This is a genomic window from Salicibibacter halophilus (assembly GCF_006740705.1).
GTDB lineage: Bacteria > Bacillota > Bacilli > Bacillales > Marinococcaceae > Salicibibacter > Salicibibacter halophilus.
The window spans coordinates 1210310-1233735 of sequence record NZ_CP035485.1 but is presented as its reverse complement, the minus strand read 5'-3'; the positions used below and the strand labels follow the sequence as shown (position 1 = coordinate 1233735).

Genomic DNA, 23426 nt, shown 5'->3' with positions numbered 1-23426 from the left:
ATGATGGTGCTGACTACATTTGAATCACTCGCTCCATTTATAAAAAAGAAAATTTGGGAGCAGCAATGGAAGCATTTTACCCCTGTTCAAGAGAAAGCTATCCCGGCAATTTTAAATACAGACAAAGACGTTATTATCTCTTCAGCTACAGCATCCGGAAAAACGGAAGCTGCTTTTTTACCGATCTTATCGGAGGTTGTGGATACAGCTCCGGATAAGCTCAAAATACTGTACATTTCCCCTTTAAAAGCATTGATCAATGATCAATTTGAACGGATTACCGACATCTGTGAAAGTTCCTACATCCCTATTCATCGCTGGCATGGGGATGTATCGGCTTCCAAAAAGAAAGCAATGTTAAAACAACCCGCGGGTATTCTACAAATCACGCCTGAATCGATGGAAAGTCTGTTTATTAACCGGACGAACGAACTTGCAAACATATTTCACGATGTGGAATTTGTTATTATCGATGAAATTCATGCTTTTATTAATGAAGCGCGCGGCGTTCATTTGCGATCATTGTTGTCACGGATGGAAGCTTATACAACTCATAGACCACGCATCATCGGTTTATCGGCGACCATTGATAATTTTGATTTGGTCAAACAATGGACTCGCCCTGAGAACAAAAAGCAAGTGGAGGTAATCAAATCAGAAGGAGAAGAAAAGAAGTTATTGTACCATTTGTTGCATGTTCAACAAGATGGCCCCAAAAAACCAGTAGATTTGTTGCAGGATATGCGAGAATTGACGAGAAACCAAAAGGCTTTAATTTTTTGTAATAACAGGGGAAGCGTCGAAGAAATTACATATTTTCTCAACAGACTTGCAAAAAGGGAAAACCACCCAGAAAGCTATTTTGCTCATCACTCTTCCATTGATAAAAGTGAACGTGAATTTGTAGAAAAAAGTGTTGCTGCCACGAAGATGCCCAAGAGCATTGTTGCTACAAGCTCATTGGAGTTGGGCATTGATATCGGATCGATTGATCTCGTTATTCAACTTGATAACACCTTCTCGGTTTCTTCATTAAAACAACGGTTGGGACGATCAGGCCGAAAGGCCGATAGCCATCAGATGCTGCAACTCTATACAACCGACGAAGATAGTTTATTGCAGTCCTTGGCTGTGATGGAACTAAATTTGGAAGGATGGATTGAGCCTACAGAAGGGTATGCGCTCCCTTACGATATCCTTTTCCAGCAAATTATCTCAATTTGTGCCGAAACGAACGGCATCACCAAAGAAAACGTAATCATGACCATTATAAGGAATCAAATCTTTTTAACGCTTGATAGGGAACAGGTAAAAAAACTGTTAGAAAAAATGATTGAAGATAACATACTGGAGCAGATAAGAGGCACTCATGAATTAATCGTTGGTCTCGAAGGTGAACGAATCCTTCGCGGTAGAGATTTTTATGGTGTCTTTATGTCTGTCCAAGAATTTGAAGTATTACATGGTTCCCAAAATATTGGAACACTAGATCAATCACAGAATTTTACTGCAGGTGATAACTTTATCCTGTCGGGAAAGCTATGGACCATTACGGAAATCAATGAAGATACCAATAAAATCCACGTGACACCTGCGGTGGACGGAAATCCTCCCCGGTACTCCAGTGGTGGAGGCAAAATGCATCCTAAGATCGGAGAGAAGATGTCCACCATATTATATGGGAAGGACACCTTTGCATATTTAGATCAGAATGCGCAAGCTACGCTTGATGATCAGAGGCATATGTATCATGAAGTGAAACTCTCTGCATATCAGCGGCCATTATGGATTTATGAAAATGGATGGGTACTTGACACATTTTCAGGCACAAAGATTACGCGGACATTGGCATGGATGATGAAAACCGTTGGGGCTGGGGTTACAAGGGTTGGAGACTACAAAATAGAGGGGGCGTCACCTGCAGACATTGAAGACAAATGGCAAGAATTGAAAGAAGTTGAGTGGAAAGCATATGACTTGTTTGCTGTTACGAACTATCGAGAAAGTTTCATGTCGAAATATAGTCGATATCTCCCGGGGTCTTTATATCACCATATGCATGAAGCACATGAAGTTGACTTGGCAGGAGCTTTAAATTTTCTACAAATAATGGAAATCAAGATCATTCAACAAACAATGGAAGAGGAGGAAGCCAACCGATGAATAGCTTCCGAAGTTTTCTGTATAAGTTCGCGCGTATTCTTGGCGATGTTAACGCAGTAAAGAAAGAGTAGGCAAACGTGTAGGTCGGCGTGTAGCCGGTCGGGCGACAGGAAAGACCATGCGGAAATTATTCAAGTAGTCCGTTACCACCCCTTGAAGGGGTGTTTTTTAACAAATTAAAGCAGTAGAATTGCTGTTCCCTGACAGTACTTGTCATCCTGACGCTTATAATAAAGGAGATCGTTTTACTATTTGTTTTACTATTTTATTTTGTCCATTTAAAATAGACATAGGAGTAAACGGAAAGGAAGTAGGTAAGCGTCAAATAGAATACACATAGGAATCAAAAGTCATCCGTGCCATAATCGCCTTAGAAATGATTGCGGGAGGTTATGTGATGACGCTGAAAGACAAGAGAATCGAGTGGAAAGCTCGGTATGATGCCTGGAAAGAAAGCGGACAACGTGTGGCCGAATGGTGTCGTGAGCAGGACATCAACGTCAATCAAATGTATTATTGGGTCCAGCGATTCAAGGATGACAAGATATCATCGGAACCGGATTCAACCCAATGGCTGACGGTCCAAGTCGACGATGATGATCCTATACCTTCCGGAGGATCGGAACCTATCTTTATTCACTACGGTGCCATCTCCGTCGAAGTAAGGCCGGGCGCCCATGTTGGGTTATTATCCGATATCATTCATGTGTTGCGAAGCCAATGTTGAATGTATCATTCGAGCGCGTGTACCTGGCTCGGGGAAACACGGATCTTCGCAAATCGATCGACGGTCTGGCCGTTATTGTCCAACAATGCTTTGATCTCGATCCTTTTTCCCCTTGTCTGTTCGTGTTTTGTAATCGGAAACGTGACAAGTTGAAAATCCTGCAGTGGGAGCACAACGGCTTTTGGCTCCATTACCGCAGGTTGGAAAATGGCACATTCCATTGGCCATCGGAAACAGAAACGGCACCCATGACCATCAGTCCGCGCCAACTTCGGTGGCTGCTGGATGGTTTGCCCATCGAGCAGAGGCAGGCCCATCGGGAGGTCAAAGCGCGTACCATTCTATAGAACATTGAAATTTAGAAATACGGGCATTCGACTGGGCAAGTTGGATGCTTTTCCGTATACTTATGGTATGGCACATACAGCGCAATCATCAAACCCATCAATTGCATATTATCGAGCGCAAAATGAAAAGCTTGAGCTGGAAAAAGAGGCGTTGGAGGCTAAAGTCCAATGGTACGAAGAACAATTTCGCCTAAGCCAACAACGCAGATTCGGATCTTCCAGTGAGAAGACCGATGAAGACCAGCTCTCTCTTTTCAATGAGGTCGAAGGTACATCCACCCCGACGGTTGAAGAATCAACGGTCGAAACGGTTACATATAAACGCAAGAAACAGCGTGGCCAACGCGAACAAAAGCTCGAAAACCTGCCGACGGAAACGATGGACTATCATTTATCCGATGAGGAGCAGGTCTGTTCGTGTTGTGGCGGAGCCCTACACGATATGAGTACGGACGTGCGAAAAGAATTAAAGGTCATTCCAGCGCAAGTGAAAGTCGTGGAGCACGTCCGCCATGTCTATGGCTGCCGCCATTGTGAACGCCATGACATCGAAACGCCTATCGTGACAGCGAAGATGCCGGAACCGGCATTTCCGGGAAGCTTAGCCTCTCCATCCGCCGTGGCTCATGCCATGACCCAGAAATATGTGGAAGGCATGCCCTTGTATCGGCAAGAGAAACACCTGGAACGTTTCGGTGTATCTATCCCCCGCCAGACTCTGGCCAATTGGATGATGTCCGGTGCCAACACGTGGCTCGAGCTGATTTACAACGAAATGCATGCCCAACTATTAGAGCTGGATGCCTTACACGCGGATGAGACAACCTTACAAGTGTTATCCGAACCGGAACGATCGGCAACATCGAAGTCCTATATGTGGCTGTTTCGCTCCGGACAAGCCGATGTGCCCATGGTGCTGTACGATTATCAGCAGACCCGGGCGAATAAGCATCCCCGCCGATTCCTGGATGGCTTTCAGGGCTACCTGCATGTCGATGGTTACGCAGGATACAATGGCCTTCCCCATGTCCGTTTGGTCGGCTGTTGGGCGCATGCGCGTCGTAAATTCACGGAAGCGCTGCAGGCATTGCCTGAATCCGCAGCCACGACGTCTGTGAAAGCGAAAGAAGGTTTGGCCTTCTGCAATCAGCTTTTTGACATTGAACGCCATTTAAAGGACGCAAGTCCACAAGAACGCTATGAAAAGCGTTTGGAACGCAGCCAGCCCGTACTGGAGGCTTTTTTGGCATGGCTTCAAGAACAAACGCCACATGTATTACCAAAAAGTGCGCTTGGCAAGGCGATTAAATATTGTCGTAACCAATGGGAGCGTTTAGAGGCATTTTTAGAGGATGGCCGATTGGAGATCGATAACAATCGAGCCGAACGATCCATCAAGCCGTTTGTGATGGGGAGGAAAAATTGGCTGTTTAGCAACACCGCAAAGGGAGCAAAATCCAGTGCGATGATCTATAGTATTGTGGAGACAGCCAAGGAAAACGGATTGAATCCATTCCACTACCTTAGCTATTTGTTTGAGGAACTTCCCAATATGGATACAACAGATCAAGCGCAATTGGCTCAACTTCTGCCATGGTCCAAAACACTCCCGCAAGAATGTTTCGTCCCTAATCAATCTAAATAAAGCATACATGACATCCCCGCCTGTTATTAGGTGGGGATTATTTGACGCTTACAATTAAAGCAGTAGAATTGCTGTTCCCTGACAGTACTTGTCATCCTGACGCTTATAATAAAGGAGATCGTTTTACTATTTGTTTTACTATTTTATTTTGTCCATTTAAAATAGACATAGGAGTAAACGGAAAGGAAGTAGAATATGGCTCTTCAATTTTTAGGACAGATATCACATGAGTTTGAAGAATTGGGATCAGAAATTGAAGACATCCTATTTAAAGATCCGCAGATGGTTCTTATAAAGGCACGAACATATGGAGAAAAACTAGCACTTCTTATTAACGAACAAGAAGGAATTCGCGAAGTCTACGAGGTCAAACAAGTGGAGAGGGTGCGTAAGCTATTTCGGCTAGAACATATAGAGAAGTTCAATAAAGAAAAATTGGATTGGCTTCGGATTAGGGGAAATAATGCTGCTCATAATGTGCAATACGGAAGCGTTGAAGAAGCAATTAAAGCACATCGTTATATATATGATCTATCATTCTGGTATTTGGAATGTTATGGCACGCTAGATTTTCAAGCTCCCAAATACAAACTTCCCCGGGCTACTCAGCAGGATAGTTTAGCGACCGAAGAATTAGAGACGTTGCTCAATGATAATCTAGAACGGGCATTGGATGAGAAATTAGCACCACTTCTTAAAAAAATAGAGCAATCACAAAACGAAGCTACGGCATCGGATGTAAAAACGAAAAAGGAAGTGCCTATCGATGAATATTTGGAAGAACAAGGATTAGAAGTTATTGACATGCGCCATAACGGCGGAACACTTTGGGTGATGGGTGGATGGGAACTTAAAAGTACGATTTTTGCGTTAAAAGATCAAAAAATCTTCTTCCGCCATTCAAAACAGGGCAGCCGATCGACGAGAAGAAAACCAGCATGGTTTCTGCTTAATAAAAATAAACACGATTTAAAAGTATCCATTGAAGAAGAAAAGGCATCTTTCTTTAAGTCAGCAAATAAACAGGAAAAAGAGATATCAACTCAAACAATTACCAGGAAACATGAACAAACAGCATCTGCCACTTCGACCAATATTCATTTAAAAGATGAAATTAAAGGAGAACGTAAACAATCAGATAAAGCAGGCATACGGATTGTAAAACCGTTACAATTTGAAAAATCTCAAGCTGATGAACAGATCTTATTCCCTGTCTCATCTAATCATATACAAGACTTATTTATTCGTAATCAAGTCGGAAAAAATCATTTAAGCTCAGTACAGATTGATAACATTACAGAAATCAAAATGGCCCATCTCCGGTCGCTATACGTAAATAATCGAAATGCATTTACTTCTTTAATATCTTTTTTTACTTTTATAGGTATAACATTCACTGGAAAACTTGCGGAACAGTTACGTTTCAATCTAAATCCTCAAGACGGTTATATAGTTATAGATGAAAGTATAAGCGTATCGCTCAATCAGCTTTTTCCTGTTTATGTACGTGAATTATTGCGCCCATATGGGATATATGAAATGAAAGATTTACATGGCATCCCAGTCTCCTGGAACTGCTAAACTAAAGTAGACCATTTCCGCTAAATAAAAATGGTTCAGTAACAATTTACGGGGGACATGAATCGACACCCGATAAAACAGGAAAATCCAAATCACCTGTCGAAATGGATAAGTACCCACAAAACCCATACGAAAGGTGATTTGGATGCTTACCCATTATACCATGGTCCATGAATGTAAAGAAGTCCCTTTTGCCATTATCCATCAAGAAGAAATTCCATTTGGTTATCCGAACCCAGGATTATATCGCTACCTTCAGTTACTGAATGAAGGCACACGTTGTCCGGATTGTGGGTACTGGACAACCCGAGTGCATGAGCATCACATGAAGCAAGTGGTTGCAGGCGCTCACAACGATACACCGATCTTTGATCATTTCAACCATCGTCGATTTATATGTGATGCCTGTTGTCGTACGTTTATGGAGCCATTACCTTGGCTCAAACCATATCAACGAATGTCGGTGATAGCCAAGCAATCACTGATATTTGCAACGGCCGACCGTACCTTCAAATCGGTAGGAGAAGCCTTTGATCGCAGTGGTCAAACTATTGGGGTCCATGCACGCGCATGTCATGGGGAGCATCCAGCTATTTCGGATCGATCCACCCCCGCACTCATCGGCCTTGATGAAATCAGTTTGGCCAAAGGAAAAGGCAAGTATCGGTTGGTCATGTACGATCTCTCGGTACCATGGCGGCCCCAGTTATTCGAGTTACATGAAAGTCGTCGCAAAGAAGCTGTCATGGATCTTTTCAACCAATTGTCTCAACCTGAACAAGTGATTGCGGTTGCGATCGATATGTGGAGGCCTTATCAGACAGCGATTAAGGCCGCCCTCCCTCAAGCGATCGTGGTCATTGATGCCTTCCATGTCATCCAAGCTTCGACGCGTGCCTTGGACGATGTGCGAAAAAGCGTCCAACATGTTTTGACCAAAGAAGAACGGGTGGCATTAAAAGAAGACAAAGACTTGTTTGCTGAACGAACGGAAGAATTAACCCCGGAACAACAAGAACGTCTGAAGCATTGGGAGACAACATCACCGACGTTAGCTCAAGCCATGCGCCTGCATCAAAAACTTCGCCAATTGTATCAATGCCATGATCTGGAAGAAGCATTGGATCATTTAGGGGCGTGGGAAAAAGAGGTCATCGCCTCTTCCCTGGAGCCGTTCGATGATCTTCTCAAGACGATTTGGAATTGGTTGCCGGAAATTCTCCATCGGTTTCACTATCGTATATCCAACGCCAAAACCGAAGGGAAGAACAACCAACTCCGCACGATGAATCAACAAGGGTTTGGCTATTCGTTATTCTCTCTTCAAGCTCGGATGCAGGTGAAGGAAGAAAAAGAGGCGATCCTTAAATGGAGAAAATATCAAGCTCGGTGTGAACAAAGAATCCATCAAGAAGAATACCCACCGGCAACCTAAGGATTATCGACAAAATTTGCTCTATAAAGCAAGGTGCGGGACTTCATTGTCGAATATTGTCATCCATCCCGTGATTTGTGATAGAACCATAAAAATGAACACTTTCTGGCAGAGGGGTAGCAGCGAATGGAGGGCTGCCCCGAGCGAGGGGCAGCCCTCCATTCGCTTTCGAAAATTTTCTCCCCCCTTGTATTCTAATTTTTTCTTCACATTTCTGTATAATGTCATAGGTGTTTAACATTTAGACTACATACAGCAATGGGGGAAACTGAAAGGTGGAAAAGTGGAAAGTGTACATGGATATTTATCAATTAAAACAGCAGGGGTTTAAGATTCGAAGAATCGCTAGAAAGTTGGGCATTTCAAGGACGACGGTCTACAAGTATCTCGAAAAATCTCCGGAGGAAATGGGTGAATGGATGGCCTCAACCCAGACAAGAAGAAAAAAGTTGGATCCGTATGAAATGCTTATCCAAACATGGCTCAGTGAACATCCGGATCTATCCGCATCTCAAATTCATGATTGGTTACTTGAAAGCTATACAGATCTAAAAGTTGGCGAAAGCACTGTGCGCCTGTATGTCAATGAGCTTCGTGAAAAATACAACATTCCTAAAACGGAAGCCATGCGAGACTATCAAGCCCTTCAAGATCCACCCATGGGCCAACAAGCTCAAGTAGACTTTGGGCACACCGTTCAAAAAACAGCCGATGGTAAGGAGGTTAAACTCACGTGCATTACGTTCGTTCTCTCGCACTCACGGTATAAATTTGTTAAATGGCTGGACAGGCCTTTTACAACAAAAGATGTGATTGACTACCACGAGCAGGCCTTTCACGCTTTTGGAGGCATCCCTTATGAAATTGTTTATGATCAAGATGCCTTAATCGTGGTGAGCGAGAATGCCGGGGATTTGATCTTAACCGAAGCATTTCAGGCGTATCGCGAGGAAAGAAAGTTAGCCATGTACGTTTGTCGAAAAGCCGACCCTGAGAGCAAGGGAAAGGTTGAAAATGTGGTGAAATTTGTGAAGAGGAACTTCGCGAAGAATCGTATCTTCAGCACGTTGGATCGCTGGCATGAACAAAGCGACGCATGGCTTGAACGAACAGGGAATGGGAAAGTGCATAACACAACCAAAAAAAGACCCGTCGAAGTGTTCGCTCTGGAAAAACAACACTTACGACCGGTCATCACAAAACTAATGTTTTCTCGTGTGGCTTCTAGTGTAACAAGAACGGTTCGAAAGGACAATACGATTTTATACCAATCGAACCGATACTCCATTCCACTGGGCACCTACAGACAAAATAAAATCGTGTACATTCAAACGACGGACGACGACCATCTGGTCATTCGTGAACAACAGGAAGGGTCTGTGATTGCCAACCACAAGATCAGCCATGAAAGAGGCACGTTGATTCAAGACACTCAGCACACACGTGATCGAACGAAGGGGGTCCCTGCCTATATGGCGACGGTGGCCGAAAAGTTTGAAGACAAAGAAAAGGCTATGACATTTTTAGAAGCCCTTCACAAGAATTATCCCCGTTATATTCGGGACCAGCTTCAACTCATGTCGAAAGCCTTGAAAGAGATCGAACCGGCCATCGGTGACGAAGCGTTGCACATGTGTATCCGGCAAGGCATTGAGAGCGCCACAGAGTTCGGCGATGTTGTTCAGTACATCAAACGCCAGCGTCAGGTGGACCATGCAGCATTGGAGCACACAAAAGAGCCGATCAAGCCTTTAGGAGGGCGAGAGACGTCCGTCGATGATACGAAGCCACAGACGCGAGACGTGAGCGACTATCTCGCCTTACTGGAAGGAGCCTCCGTATGACTCAGACGCTTGAACAACTTCAACAGCAATTGCGTTCGCTGCGGTTGTCAGAAAGCGCACAGTGCCTGCCTGCACTGGTACAACAAGCAGAAGCCGAAGATTGGACCTATCGGATGTTTCTTCATCGCCTAGCATCTTATGAGCAAAAACGCCGGGATGAGAAACAAGTGGAAAAGAGGCTGAAATGGGCAGCGTTTCCTTTTTATAAAACGCTAGAATCTTTTGATCTTAACGAGCAGCAGTCCTTAAGCAAAAAGCAACTGAATCAACTTCAAGAGTTTACGTGGCTCGACCAACTGTATAATCTCATTCTCCTCGGACCGCCAGGGGTGGGCAAGACCTTCTTGGCGACGGGGCTGGGGATTGAGGCCATTCACCAAGGGTATAAAGTTTCCTTTATATCCATGGGTGACCTCATTCACACCTTAAAAACGGAAGAGTTTACGAGAAAATCGCAGATAAGAATGAAGCGCATCCGAGATTCTCATTTGGTTATTATCGATGATCTTATGTACATGGCGATGGACAACCGGGAAGCCAATCTGTTTTTTCACTTGATTAATGACCTCTATGACAAGGCATCGGTTATTTTGACATCAAACAAAGGGCCGAGTGAATGGGGAGAATTATTAGGGGACCCCGGCGTCGCCACAGCGATCCTGGATCGAATATTACACCGGGCTGAAGTCATTCATTTCAGAGAGGATGAAAGCTATCGAATGAAGCATCGTTCTTCCATTTTTACGAAAAAAAGTGTTCAAAATTAATTAGCGAAAAGTGTTCATTTTCACTTGACGGTTACATCTCCTCGTTGCAATGGTTATTAAAAGAATATCATAAGGACTGGTTGAATTTTTTGCAACGATGTGATGATACAGAAGTGGTAGAAGCTACAGAAACAAATAACGATAAAGGGCAAAATCCTAAATGGATTAAGTTTCAAGATAATGTTATTAGGGTCCCTGAAGTAAAACTACATGAAAAAATTACGCTAGAGCATTGTTCAGGTTCATCAGCATTGCTGAAAAATCTACGAAAGCTGGGCATAGCTCAAATTAAAGATTTACCATATGAGTTGAATGACATACTTGATCGAATGCCCGGTGTTGGCGAAAGTAAGATGTTGACATTTTTGGAGCAATTGAAGAAAGGAGAAAAACCCGTAAATTCAGGGACACAGAGTAAGGACCGGTCTTCCGTAAAAACCATAAGGTTTAAAAATCAATTTATAGGATTATCTGAGGAAGCTACTAAGATGACCATCACTCACGAGGATTTCGCGGGGTTAAATTCAGTTATCCATCAACTGCATAAAAAAGAAATACATCAAATCAAGGATTTGCCCGATGACTTAACCTATATATATAAACAAATGGACGATGTTGGGCCAGGTAGAATATCGAAGTTTTTTTCACAACTAAGAACGATCGAAAACTTAGACGAAAGTGACGAGGAAGTTGTGATCAATCAAGGAGAGGGGACCCGTTTAAATGGGGAAATCATTTACTTTACCGAACAATCAAGAGATTACTTTCTTAAAGAAATAGAATTTACTTCTTCGATTGAAAGCCTTTTGATAATGCTGGATACGAAAGGTTACAAAAAACTAAAAGAACTTCCGGTGGACTTTAGGCAGCTTCTAAACTTTCAGGGGGTTGGCCATAAGAAAGTCACTCAATTCTTCCGGCAACTTCAAACAAAAATCAAGAAACTTGATCACTAGTGATGCATTAAGTTGAAACACTATTTGTCAAGCAAAAAACCCCGAAATTCGATATAAAATTTATGGAATTTCTGTCCAAAAAATCAATAAAAAACCTTATAATGAGAGGGACGGTGGTCCACGTCCAAATCTCTCACTATAAGGAGCTCCTATGGACAAGGATACCACGAGTACCACATTTAAGGAAGCATTACATCCGTTAAATATCAAAAAGGTTTTAGAAGATTTTATTGGGATAGACCGATACGTTAAGAAATTAACCCATGAAAAATTGGTTGCTCTGATGATTTATGCACAGATCTACCAGATTCCAAGCGCGAAGCAGTTAGCGTTGACACTCAAGAATAGCGAAGAACTCCAAGAAAGCGTAAATCTTTCTTCGATTAGCAGCTCACAGCTTACACGCCGTTTGAGTGACATAGGCGCTGATGTTAGCCAGGCCTTATTTTCCGATGTCGTGAGCCAAATGAAGCGAGAAATCCATCCTCGTCATCGCTTGCAGGTGATGAGTCCCATCTATCTTGTGGACGCTTCGATCATTCCGCTCTGTCTTTCCCTCTGCCGATGGGCGACCTATCGTCCCAAACAGGGGAAAGGCGGCCTGAAAATTCATATGAACGTGGCTTGTCTGCCGGATGGAACCGCACCGGAGGACGCTGTTCTTAAACCAGCTATTCACGCCGATCGTACGGAAATGAATGAGCTGATTGTGGAAGAAGGCGCTCTGTACTTGTTCGATCGCGGCTACAACGATTATGAAGCCTTTGACCGGTATTGCGAACCGGAGACCAACATTCGATTCATCACGCGGCTCAAAAGCAATGCAGTATTCGATGTGATCGAAGAATTTCCGGTGAATCCGGACGGCCCCATTACCCGTCATGCCCGCATTCGGCTAGGCGGTGGTCAAAAGCAAATGACACATGCCCTTCGCTTGATTGAAACGCATGATAGTGAAGGTAATCTCATTCAACTCATCACAAACGACGAAGAGGGTAAGGCCGAGGACTTAGGCGAGCTTTATCGCAAGCGCTGGCATATCGAACTCTTTTTCAAATGGGCGAAGCAGCACTTACAAATCAAATCGTTTTACGGGACGAGCCCCAATGCTGTGTATAACCAAATTTGGATGGCGCTAATCACTTATTGCCTGCTACGGCTTCTTCAAGTGCTGACAGGTTGTACACAATCGCTGTTTTATCTGTTGCGCTGTGTGCGGGATGACTGCTTTAAGCCCTTCAAAGAACTGGTGAAACATCTGCATCGTAAGCCTACGCGAACAAGCAAAGGTCGGCAACGAACCGACCCTGAAGGGGAATTCCGGCGGTTCACCGAGCTTGTGGAGAAGGAGGGATTGGAAGGCGCTGCGGCTGTGTATGCAGATGTCCACTGTGGATAAATTTTCGAAATTATAATATCTTCTGACAATGTGGATAGTGGATGACCGCCACCACCCCCTTTGCTTTTTTTTCAAAAAATGAACATATCTATACGTCTGAATATATGGAATAATATGTTATTTTATTGGAGGACGCTTGACATTTCTCAGCATATTTTATGCATCGCTAGTGAAACTTGATGAAAGACACGAATTTGCAAAACTAACCATAGAGCAACAACTGGATACATTATTTATTAATCTAATTGAAAGAATGAAGGATAATACAAACCCAATATTTAAAGAGAGAACGTTAGAAGCTTTAAAATATAAGCATCAACTTGAACTTAATGGGCAAAAAGCCACCCTTGAAATCATCGGGCAACATATGAGTGTAACAAGAGAACGTGTAAGGCAGATATTAAACAAAGCTACTAACAAATTAGTGTACACATCAGATGGATTAACAAAGCTGATAAGACAAATTTCTGATGAAAAAAGTTACATAAAAAATGAATGGCTGGATTTCCATGATTTTTACCATTTCATTATATTGGAAATGTTGGAGACCAATAATGTCTATCTTGTAAACAACTATTTTACAAACCGATCACCGCAAGTTCGAGAGGAGCGCTGGTCACAAACGAAAGAACTGGCTAAAGAGACATTCTGGGGGGAACTTACTTCTTATTCAGATTTAATGAAATGGCTGGTAGATAATACAGTTTGGCCACGGAAAAGAATGGAAGAATTTGTTGATGAGAATTTTATTGAAGCATCAAAGCGTAAAGGGCAATATCTATTAAATTTAAATATATCTACAAAAGTAAACCTTACTGATATTGTAATGAAAGAATTCCCCGAAGGGGCTGAAATATATCAAGAGGAAGATAAGTTATCTTCTATTGGCAATGAGTTAATCGCAGGCACATTTAATAAAAAGCGAGACTTCAGTGCTGTTGCTTTAAGATCTCAAAATATCTATCTTTGGGAGAGGGGAACATATATTCACACATCATTTGTTAACGTTCCGCATCCCTTACTTGAAAAGATAGAAGGATATCTTTTGGGAGTCTTTGAAGAAAGATCAAGTCTCAATGTTACCCGTGTATTTAAGGCATTTAAAAGCGAGCTCACTGAAATGAGCGTACCTACAGAATATGCTTTGTATACCTTATTACGGGAGTTTGGAACTAAGAAAATATATTACCCTAAGTACCCTTTAATTACAAAAGAAGATGAACCGTTCCAATATAACGCCGATCGTTTACGTGCATTTATCCAAGAGCAGGGTGGAGAAGTGAACACAACACAGTTACAAGAAGAATTTATTAAAAAACAAGGATGGAAAGAATTTACATTATGGCATAATCTAGCAAACGAGGAGTCTATTATACGTAGTGCTCATGCTCAATATAGGTTGATCGATGATTACGAAACACTGACACTTGAACATTACGAACCCTTTCTTCTGTATATAGAAGATATGTTCCAGAAAATGGAATTCATTTCTGTTCATGCTGTGTTTGAGGACAATAAAGTGTATAGCCAATCGATTAACATATATAGTGATCACCTTTTATATGACCTTTTAAAGATTCATTACGGAGACAAATATGAATTTATTCGATATCCACATATTTTATCCAGTCAAACCGAAATGTCGGACGTCTCGAACCGTGGTATAGTAGAAGATTTTGTTAAAGAGAATGAATCGATAGTCTCTCGCGAGGAGGTTATCAACTTTATTACTGAATCAGTGGGTGCTCATCCAAAAATTTTGGATTTCGCATTGTCCTTCTCTGATCATTTGCTCTATTTTACGCGTGGCCAATATGGCGAATATGTTCATTATGATGTGATCGGATGGAATAACGATAAACAAGAAGAGATCGAACAACAAGTAAGTCAATATTTACAAACGGTCGATAAACCATATGCCAGTATGGAAATGATTTTTTCCCAATCTCAAAAGCCGAAATTAGAAGGAGGTATTGTTTGGTCTTTTGATCTTTTCACGGACCTATTGTCAAAGAATGAGTCATTTCTTATAGCCGGTGCTTTTTACAAGATAATATCACTTAAGTCTAGAGGGATTAAAACAGAGCTAGATCTGATTAGCTATATTATTGAGGAAGAATTCAATGGAGTTGTAAAGAAAACAGAGCTTTATAGATATTTAATTTCAATTGAATATAGTTCGGATGGTAAATTATTTCAACACGTCATGGATGTACTCGCGAAGGACGAAGCCCCGTTTTATGAAGTGGGCGATGAATTTGTAAGTAAAAATAGCAAGGGTTGGAGATCAACATGAAAAATGATGAACTCATAGGACGATTATTGGAAGTAAAGTCATTGAACGAAATCACTGCCAAGATTGTAACGAAGGCAGTGGAAGAAGCGGGACATTCAGTTAATTCTACTCGCGCACAAGCACAAAAAGTGGATCGTTATGTCGAGCGACTATTACAAGAAGAGGGTGATATTAAAAATGATAATTGAGCAGTTATCAATGGTGAACTTCAGGCAATTTTATGGGAAACAATCGATTTCCTTTAGCTCGGGTGATCAACAAACGGTTACGGTTATACAAGGGGAAAACGGCCGAGGGAAAACCGGTATATATCGTGCTGTTTTATTTGCCTTATATGGTGATGAAAAGTTGGATCAGGATGGTAAGGGCGCAGATATTATTATTCCAAATACAAAGGCACTGAACGAGGAGCATGACCCTGTTAAGGTAGAAGTATCACTGGTGTTCTCAAGAGAAGACCGTCGTTATGAAATAACTCGCTCGTTACTTGCAGCATTCATAAACGATCAGGTAACAATTTCTAATCGAACGTGTACACTTCAAACGATTGATAAAGAGGAAAAGATCTATTTAACGAAAACAAACGATGTCGAAGACTACATTGATGGTATACTTGATAAACGAATGCGGCACTACTTCTTTTTCGACGGGGAAAGAATCGAACGTCTAACGCGGGCCAGTAGTTCGCAGAAAAAAGACGTAGCAACTGGTATTAAAAATCTCCTAAATATTGATCAATTAAATAATGCTGAAACAACACTTAGTTTTTTGGAAAATGATGTAAAGAAGAAACTGGAAAAACACTCAACGGGAAAGTATCAACAGAACTTACAAGAACAACTTAAATATGAATCCTTGATCGAACAAAGAAGAACACAGCTAGAAACCAAGGAAAGTGATTTTGAGAAAATACAGTTTAGATTAGATGATTTGAAAGATCACTTGATGAAATTTGAGGAACAAAGGAAACAAGAAGAACACTATGAACGACTGCTGAAAGATCTCCAACAGCAACAAAAAAATGAGAATCACGCCATGAGAAAGATTGTGGATTTAAACGATATTTACTCCTTGCTATTGATGAAAGATCCTTTATATCAAGTGAACGATGAGCTAGATCTTTATCTTACAGGTTATACAGAACAGTCAGGAGCAGATGTGGATTGGTTGGATAGCATTTTAAATGAATTAACTTGTATTTGTGACCGGCCATTCACGAAGGACTCAGAGAGTTATCGCGCGATTGAAGCGCTGAAAAAGTCAATGAAAAAAAGTGAAGAAAAGAAACAATACTACCCACTTAAATCAGCTATCTCAAAATTACTCGGACATTTAGAAGCAAAAGAAGATGAGCTAGGGCAAAGCATTGAAGAGGTACGAAAGATAGTAGATACCCGATCATCCCTTGAAGAGGAGATAAAAAAGCACCAAAACGAACGAAGTGAATCCGGGATTGAAACGGTATCGCAAATAACGAATGATCGTGACAAGTTGATGGAAGAGAAATCTAAATTACAGTTTGAAATGAAAACAATTAAGAATGAATGGAAGGACTACGAAAAGACACTTGAGAGCCTCAAAAGGCATGAAGGGGAATTAAAAGTAAAAAGCCAAATTCATCAGAAGCTTGCACGTAAACAAGAAGAAATTGAGGCGGCCAGGAATGCTTTGCAAACAATGGTTAAAGATTATGAAAAAGGAATGATTGATGAGCTTGAGGATATATCTACAGAAAACCTTCACTTCTTGATTGACGAGGGTGGTCGCATAAATATGCGTCGAATTAAAATTAAGTCCGATTATTCACTGGAAGTTGAAAATGGATTTGGGCAAGAATTCCTTGCCAACATTTCTCAGGGGCAACGTCAAATTCTATCCTTAAGTTTCATCACTGCACTTGCTCAAATTGCAGGTGGAGAAACAGTAATGGAAATGCCGTTGTTTATGGACACACCTTTTGGGCGGTTGTCGGCTGAACATCATGATCAGCTTATTTCGTTTATCCCCAACGTTTGTTCTCAATGGGTATTACTCGTTACAGATAGAGAATTTACCAGCAAACATGAAGAAGAATTATTAGCTGCAAACCATTTGGGCAATAGTTATTCGCTCATAACGAAAGAAGAAGGTGTAACAGAGATCGTGGAGATGACTAATCGACAAGAAGGTGTATCATTGTGATGAATCAAGACCGACGAATAAAAATTCATAAGCACTATGTCTCCCTGTTCCAAGACTTAAAAACGCATGGCATTGTCAATGAGTATCAGCAATTATTTATGATCGCTTTTGCATTAGGTGCCAAACATAAGCAATGGCATGAAGAAAGAGACGGTTTAACAGCGATTATTCGAGCAGTGATTTTTTCTGAAGATCAAATCAATCTCATGCGGTCCATTCTATATGAACGAGAAAAAACGATTCACACCGACGATGACACTTTAACGAAGGCCGAAAGCATTGTTACGACTGGACTCGAGTATCTTACTAGACATATTCTCTCTAATTACGTGTCACAAACCGAAAATGGTAATTACCATTTAATCCCCGGTAACAGTAATGAGGTTATCCTGTCTTTAGGAGAATATGTATATCAGGATAGTACATCCATACCATTTTAGATTTGTCGAAAAGAAGGAGCTTAAAAATATGCCACTAACACTACAACAACTCGAATCCCACTTATGGGAATCCGCAAACATCTTACGGGGGAGCATCGATTCCTCGGACTATAAAAATTACATATTCGGTCTGTTGTTCTTAAAACGGTTAAATGATGAATTCGTAGAGACAGCGCAAGAAATTGAAGAAAAGGAAGGCGATGATTACGGTTGGACTGACCCGGACGAACACCAATTTTTCGTACCTGATCGCTCCCGTTGGACACATATTCAAGCACAAACGCAGGACATTGGTGATAGTTTAAATAAAGCATTTGAAGCGCTGGAGGAAGAAAACAAATCACTGGAAGGTGTACTCGCCAACATAGATTTCAACGATAAGGAAAAACTCCCTGATTCGTTGCTCACACAATTGATTCAGCATTTCACGGCTATTGATTTGCGCAATCAAAATCTATCAGAGCCAGACATGCTCGGCCGTGCCTATGAATACTTAATCAAACAATTTGCCGATGATGCAGGCAAAAAAGGTGGGGAATTCTACACACCAAGTAAAGTCGTCGAATTACTCGTTAAACTGCTCAAACCCGAAGAAAGCATGCGCGTTTGCGATCCCACGGTTGGTTCCGGCGGCATGCTCATTCAATCGGTCGATTACATCAAATCCCAAGGTGGTAACCCCAGCAACCTAACGCTTCACGGTCAGGAACGAAACTTGAACACATGGGCGATCTGTAAAATGAATCTGCTCCTGCACGGGCTAAGCGATCATGAAATTAAAAAAGGAGACACCATCCGCGATCCTCAATTAATTGAAGATGGGGAGCTTATGCTCTACGACCGCGTTATCGCCAATCCTCCGTTTAGTTTAAAAAACTGGGGAAGAGAAGAAGCGGAGAGCAATAAGTATGGACGGTTTCGTTTTGGTATGCCCCCAAAAAACGCAGGAGATTTAGCGTTTATCCAGCATATGGTAGCAACCTTGAATCATGAAGGAAAAGCAGGCGTCGTTATGCCGCACGGGGTACTATTCCGTGGTGGGGCCGAAGGGAAAATCCGTAAAGGTTTGCTAGAGGAAGACTTACTTGAAGCGGTCATTGGTTTACCTTCTAACCTCTTTTATGGCACAGGCATCCCGGCAAGTATCCTTATTTTCAATCGAGGGAAAGAAGAAGATAAAAAAGGAAAGGTCTTCTTTGTTCACGGTGCAGATGATTATGCAGAGGAGAGCAACCAGAATCTCTTACGAACGGAAGATGTCGATAAAATCGTCTCCGCTTACACCGATTGGGAAGACAATGAGAAATATTCCCGAGTGGTTGATTTGGAAGAAATCAAAGAGAATGATTACAATCTGAACATTGCTCGTTATATTGATACAACGGAAGAAGAAGAGCAGATTGATGTAGAGGAAGCATTGGATGAACTTCGTAAATTGGAAAAAGAACGAGAAGACATAGAGGAGACAATGAATGGATATTTGAAGGAGTTGGGGTATAGTGAACGGCTGGGAGATTAAAAATATAGAAAACATAGGAGAGGTTATTACTGGCTCGACTCCTAAGACCGCAAATAGTGATTTTTGGAATGGTACTGTGCAATTTGTAACTCCCACAGACATCACGAGGAATAGAAAAATAATGGAAACTGAGAAAAAGGTGACAGAATTAGGAGTTGAACAAGGAAAAGAAATACCACCAAATAGTATTCTAGTAACGTGTATTGCTTCTATTGGAAAGATAGCAATTTCCAGTGAACGTTGCATTACAAACCAACAAATTAACTCAGTTATTCCGAATGAGTATAATGATCCTAACTATATTTTCTATAGCCTATTATATAGAAGAAATCAATTAGAGGCTTTAGCAGGTGCTACAACTGTCCCTATAATAAATAAGAAAACATTTTCACAGTTTAAAATTCTGGCGGCTCCCCTCCCCGAACAACACAAAATTGCGGCCATCCTCACTTCCGTTGATGATGCCATTGAAAAAATGGAAGCCATCATTGCGCAAACGGAAAAAGTGAAAAAAGGGCTGATGCAAAAGTTTCTTACTCAAGGCATCGGCCATACGAAGTTCAAGCAAACAGAAATCGGGGAGATTCCTGAGGAGTGGGAGGTTATATCTTTAGGTGACCTTTCAACTGCTAAGCCAGCATATGGAGCTGGTGCTTCTGCTAGTAGTTATAATACCTCTCTACCTAGATATATAAGAATCACTGATGTGGATCAATTCGGAAGGTTAAATAATGATGATCCAAAAAGTATTGATAATGAGAGTGCAAACGGATATGTCTTAAGTCAAGGTGATTTATTATTTGCACGTAGCGGTGCCACGGTAGGTAAGACATATTTGTATAATAAAGAAGATGGATACTGTGCATATGCAGGTTATTTAATTCGATTTAAACTTGATATAAACAGAGTGTTACCTGAATTTATATTCAATGTCACGCATTCGAATTATTATTATAGATGGGTTACACGAATGCTCAGAGCAGGAGCACAACCAAATATAAATGCAAAAGAGTATTCATCTCTATTAGTTCCTGTACCGCCTATTAAAGAGCAAACAGAGATAGTAGATATAATTACTTCAGTAGACAACAAAATTACCGCAGAACACCAAAAACTTGCCCAACTCCAAGCCCTCAAAAAAGGCTTAATGCAAGTCCTTCTCACCGGCAAAGTCCGTGTGAAAGTCGATGAAGATGAGGTGGTCTCCACATGACGGAGTTAAATGAAAAACAACTCGTGGAAAACCGAATGATCTGTCAGCTCCAGGGCTTGGGCTATGAACATGTTCATAGCCCTGCTTTGGATGAAGAACGAGAGACATTGCGTGATGTGGTGCTTACGAAACGTCTATCGAATGCCATCCATCGCCTGAATCCGTGGATAGATGAAAATAACCTCAATAAAATGACTCGTCAGGTAACACATATTGACGCTACGAGTGTGATGGAAGCGAACGAACAATTTCACAAAGATCTCGTCAGCTACATATCGATCCAACAGGATCTAGGCAAAGGAAAAAAGAACCAAACAGTCAAAATGATCGATTTTGACGATCCCGAAAACAATGAATTTCTCGTCGTTGATCAGCTAACGATTAGCGATGTCGGTGGTACGATTAAACCGGACTTAATCCTTTATATTAACGGTCTTCCTTTGGTCGTGATCGAATGCAAAAGCCCCACGATTACAAATCAAATGGGGGAGGCGGTTAAACAGCTCAACAGGTATCAAAGAGAAATCGACCGTCTTTTTCATTACACGCAATTCTTAATCGCGACGAGCGGGGAGCAGGCGCAGGCTGGAACTGTTGGCGCACAAACCCGTCATTATAGTGAATGGAAAGATCCGTGGCCATTTAAAATCGACGATATTGGGACAGAACCAAATCGGCAGGACATTTTAACCGTTGGCATGCTAACGAAGACGCAATTACTGGACCTTGTGCAAAATTTCATCGTCTATGAACCTGAAGGTGGTAAGACGGTTAAAAAGCTCGCGCGTTATCAACAGTTTCGTGCGGTTAACAAAGCGGTTGAGCGTATTTTGCATACGGAAACGCCGAAAGAGCGCGGCGGCGTCGTTTGGCATACGCAGGGCAGCGGAAAAAGTTTGTCAATGCTGTATTTAGCAGTGAAACTTCGCCGTATCTCGTCTTTGAAAAATCCTACGATCTTGATCGTCACCGATCGTAATGATCTCGACAATCAGATTGCGGGGACGTTCCGACGTTGCGGATTTCCCAACCCAAAACAAGCCGAGGGGGTCAACGATTTACGTCAATTATTAACCCAAGCCCGGGGCTCCACAATTACGACAACCGTACACAAGTTTCAAGAAGGAGAACAAGGCGAAGCGCATCCGCTTCTTTCTGAAGATGAAAATATCTTCGTTATGGTCGATGAAAGTCATCGTACGCAATACAAAGGACTTGCCGTGAATATGCGCTCCGCTTTGCCAAACGCTTGTTATTTAGGGTTTACCGGAACGCCGATCGATAAAGAGGATCGTAGTACGACTCGAACGTTCGGCCCCTATATCGACAAATACACCATTCAACAAGCGGTGGATGATGGAGCGACCGTGCCTATTTTTTATGAAGGACGCATGACGAATCTTCACGTCCAAGGTGAATCCCTTGATACCCTTTTCGATCGCACGTTTCGAGAGTATCCGGAAGAAGATCGAGAGAGGATCAAGCAAAGATTTGCGACGGAGGAGTCTTTGACAGGCGCACCAAAGCGGGTGGAACAAATCGTTTTAGATTTGATTCATCATTTTGAAACGCATATCCGGCCGGATGGATTTAAAGCGCAACTCGTTGCCGTCAATCGTAAAACCGCGATTTTATATAAAGAGAAACTTGATGAATTGAGTGATCTTGAATCCGTCGTCATTTTTTCAGGCGGCCATAATGACGGGGAACATTTGCAGAAATATCACCTATCCGATGTGGAAGAAAAGAACTATATCGATCGTTTTAAAAAGGCAGGAGATCCGCTCGAAATCATCATCGTCGTCGATAAGTTACTCACCGGGTTCGATGCGCCGATTGAACAGGTATTATATTTGGATAAACCGTTAAAAGAACATAATCTATTACAAGCGATCGCACGAACCAATCGCCGTTATAAAGGGAAAACCCACGGACTTCTCGTTGATTATTACGGCGTGTCCTCATTTTTAAATGAAGCGTTAAGTGTTTTTGATGACAGTGATATTGAAGGTGCCTTGCATCCTGTCGAAAGCGAAATCCCGCGCTTACAAAACCGTCACCGTGCGGCGATGCGCTATTTTGACCATGTTGATTTTTTCGATTCGGAAGCATGTATTCAAGTGTTACGACCTGAAGATGTACGGAATGAATTCGATGTGGCGTTTAGAAAGTTTGCGGAAAGCGTGAATATGGTGATGCCAAATCCGAAAGCCGAGCCGTATAAAAAAGATTTAAAATTCCTAGGAAAAATCCGTCAAATGGCAAAAAGCCGTTATCGGGAACCTCAAATGGATATTTCCGATTGCGGCGAAAAAGTGAAACGACTCATCGCCGATCATTTGCATGCATCATCCATAGAGGTGTTGCACGAACCCATCGATATAATGTCCGGAAAATTTACCGAGCGTCTCGAGACATATACTTCAGATGAAGCAAAGGCATCTGAAATGGAACATGCCATCCGCCATGAAATAAAGGTGAAACTTGATGAAAATCCGGTGTACTATACGTCATTAAAAGAAAAACTGGAACAACTTATTGAAGACGGCAAAGAGAAACGGATGGACCTTATCGAACAGCTCGAAGAGCTTCAAAAAATAACGGCCGAACTCCGTAACAGTGATAAGCAGGGGGAAGAAGAAGGATTTACAAAAGAAGAATATCCATTTTTTCAATTGATGGAACAAGAACTACCTTATGATGACAAAGAACCTTTAAAAGAATTAACACACATCATCACAGAAGAAATCCAGGACTATGCAGTGATGGATTGGCCCGAAAAGGATGAAGTCCAACGGCAAATGCGCAGAAAAATAAAACGCCAACTACGAGCTAGCCACTGCCCGAAAGATCAATTGGAAGGCTTGACACAACAGATGATGGATTTGGCGAAGGTGCATTATAAGAAATAGA

Annotated in this window: 16 protein-coding genes and 1 pseudogene; all 17 read left to right on the top strand. The window is 41.9% G+C overall.

The window, feature by feature from the left end; translation table 11 throughout:
* The 17 genes and pseudogenes from EPH95_RS05985 (at position 1) to EPH95_RS05905 (ending at position 23425) form a co-directional block, all read left to right on the top strand.
* The gene (locus EPH95_RS05985) at positions 1-2163 is read left to right on the top strand and encodes a DEAD/DEAH box helicase (RefSeq protein ID WP_227004069.1); all 2163 of its coding nucleotides are present in this window, start codon (positions 1-3) and stop codon (positions 2161-2163) included.
* 376 nt (positions 2164-2539) lie between these two features.
* Positions 2540-2890 (top strand): IS66 family insertion sequence element accessory protein TnpA, encoded by a 351-nt coding sequence (gene tnpA, locus EPH95_RS05980; protein ID WP_227003902.1) that lies wholly within the window; start codon positions 2540-2542, stop codon positions 2888-2890.
* On the top strand, positions 2884-3237 hold the full coding sequence (gene tnpB, locus EPH95_RS05975) for an IS66 family insertion sequence element accessory protein TnpB (RefSeq protein ID WP_142087553.1): 354 nt from the start codon (positions 2884-2886) through the stop codon (positions 3235-3237). The genes tnpA and tnpB overlap by 7 nt, the downstream gene beginning before the upstream one ends.
* Positions 3238-3299: 62 nt before the next feature.
* Positions 3300-4882 (top strand): annotated as a pseudogene (gene tnpC, locus EPH95_RS05970) (IS66 family transposase).
* A gap of 195 nt (positions 4883-5077) precedes the next feature.
* A complete protein-coding gene (locus tag EPH95_RS05965) occupies positions 5078-6463 on the top strand; it encodes a hypothetical protein (protein WP_142088185.1) in 1386 nt (461 codons plus the stop codon).
* A gap of 145 nt (positions 6464-6608) precedes the next feature.
* Entirely contained in the window at positions 6609-7898 is a 1290-nt protein-coding gene (locus EPH95_RS05960) for an ISL3 family transposase (protein ID WP_142088183.1), read from the top strand.
* Positions 7899-8173: 275 nt separating this feature from the next.
* Positions 8174-9742, top strand: a complete 1569-nt coding sequence (istA, locus tag EPH95_RS05955; protein ID WP_193557008.1) for an IS21 family transposase — start codon at positions 8174-8176, stop codon at positions 9740-9742.
* Positions 9739-10509 (top strand): IS21-like element helper ATPase IstB, encoded by a 771-nt coding sequence (gene istB, locus EPH95_RS05950; protein ID WP_142088181.1) that lies wholly within the window; start codon positions 9739-9741, stop codon positions 10507-10509. The genes istA and istB overlap by 4 nt, the downstream gene beginning before the upstream one ends.
* A gap of 44 nt (positions 10510-10553) precedes the next feature.
* Entirely contained in the window at positions 10554-11465 is a 912-nt protein-coding gene (locus EPH95_RS05945) for a hypothetical protein (protein ID WP_142088179.1), read from the top strand.
* A gap of 151 nt (positions 11466-11616) precedes the next feature.
* Positions 11617-12864, top strand: a complete 1248-nt coding sequence (locus tag EPH95_RS05940) for an IS4 family transposase (RefSeq protein ID WP_142088177.1) — start codon at positions 11617-11619, stop codon at positions 12862-12864.
* A gap of 169 nt (positions 12865-13033) precedes the next feature.
* On the top strand, positions 13034-15160 hold the full coding sequence (locus EPH95_RS05935; protein WP_160141643.1) for a sigma factor-like helix-turn-helix DNA-binding protein: 2127 nt from the start codon (positions 13034-13036) through the stop codon (positions 15158-15160).
* Entirely contained in the window at positions 15157-15348 is a 192-nt protein-coding gene (locus EPH95_RS05930; RefSeq protein WP_142088172.1) for a hypothetical protein, read from the top strand. The genes EPH95_RS05935 and EPH95_RS05930 overlap by 4 nt, the downstream gene beginning before the upstream one ends.
* Positions 15338-17341 carry an AAA family ATPase gene (locus EPH95_RS05925; protein ID WP_160141642.1) on the top strand — a complete coding sequence of 668 codons (2004 nt, stop codon included), beginning with the start codon at positions 15338-15340 and terminating at the stop codon, positions 17339-17341. The genes EPH95_RS05930 and EPH95_RS05925 overlap by 11 nt, the downstream gene beginning before the upstream one ends.
* Positions 17341-17781 carry a hypothetical protein gene (locus EPH95_RS05920; RefSeq protein ID WP_160141641.1) on the top strand — a complete coding sequence of 147 codons (441 nt, stop codon included), beginning with the start codon at positions 17341-17343 and terminating at the stop codon, positions 17779-17781. The genes EPH95_RS05925 and EPH95_RS05920 overlap by 1 nt, the downstream gene beginning before the upstream one ends.
* A gap of 28 nt (positions 17782-17809) precedes the next feature.
* The gene (locus EPH95_RS05915; protein WP_142088165.1) at positions 17810-19300 is read left to right on the top strand and encodes a type I restriction-modification system subunit M; all 1491 of its coding nucleotides are present in this window, start codon (positions 17810-17812) and stop codon (positions 19298-19300) included.
* A complete protein-coding gene (locus tag EPH95_RS05910; RefSeq protein ID WP_142088163.1) occupies positions 19281-20513 on the top strand; it encodes a restriction endonuclease subunit S in 1233 nt (410 codons plus the stop codon). Before EPH95_RS05915 ends, EPH95_RS05910 begins: the two co-directional genes overlap by 20 nt.
* Positions 20510-23425 (top strand): type I restriction endonuclease subunit R, encoded by a 2916-nt coding sequence (locus tag EPH95_RS05905; protein WP_142088161.1) that lies wholly within the window; start codon positions 20510-20512, stop codon positions 23423-23425. Before EPH95_RS05910 ends, EPH95_RS05905 begins: the two co-directional genes overlap by 4 nt.
* The last annotated feature ends 1 nt before the right edge of the window (position 23426 follow it).

Excerpts from the sequence above, each read along its gene's own strand:
- EPH95_RS05905 (WP_142088161.1), top strand. The coding sequence starts at position 20,510 with ATGACGGAGTTAAATGAAAAACAACTCGTGGAAAACCGAATGATCTGT.
- EPH95_RS05930 (WP_142088172.1), top strand. The coding sequence starts at position 15,157 with ATGAAAAATGATGAACTCATAGGACGATTATTGGAAGTAAAGTCATTG.
- EPH95_RS05920 (WP_160141641.1), top strand. The coding sequence starts at position 17,341 with ATGAATCAAGACCGACGAATAAAAATTCATAAGCACTATGTCTCCCTG.
- EPH95_RS05960 (WP_142088183.1), top strand. The coding sequence starts at position 6,609 with ATGCTTACCCATTATACCATGGTCCATGAATGTAAAGAAGTCCCTTTT.
- EPH95_RS05940 (WP_142088177.1), top strand. The coding sequence starts at position 11,617 with ATGGACAAGGATACCACGAGTACCACATTTAAGGAAGCATTACATCCG.
- istB (WP_142088181.1), top strand. The coding sequence starts at position 9,739 with ATGACTCAGACGCTTGAACAACTTCAACAGCAATTGCGTTCGCTGCGG.
- EPH95_RS05915 (WP_142088165.1), top strand. The coding sequence starts at position 17,810 with ATGCCACTAACACTACAACAACTCGAATCCCACTTATGGGAATCCGCA.
- EPH95_RS05965 (WP_142088185.1), top strand. The coding sequence starts at position 5,078 with ATGGCTCTTCAATTTTTAGGACAGATATCACATGAGTTTGAAGAATTG.
- EPH95_RS05985 (WP_227004069.1), top strand. The coding sequence starts at position 1 with ATGATGGTGCTGACTACATTTGAATCACTCGCTCCATTTATAAAAAAG.
- tnpB (WP_142087553.1), top strand. The coding sequence starts at position 2,884 with ATGTTGAATGTATCATTCGAGCGCGTGTACCTGGCTCGGGGAAACACG.
- EPH95_RS05925 (WP_160141642.1), top strand. The coding sequence starts at position 15,338 with ATGATAATTGAGCAGTTATCAATGGTGAACTTCAGGCAATTTTATGGG.
- tnpA (WP_227003902.1), top strand. The coding sequence starts at position 2,540 with ATGATTGCGGGAGGTTATGTGATGACGCTGAAAGACAAGAGAATCGAG.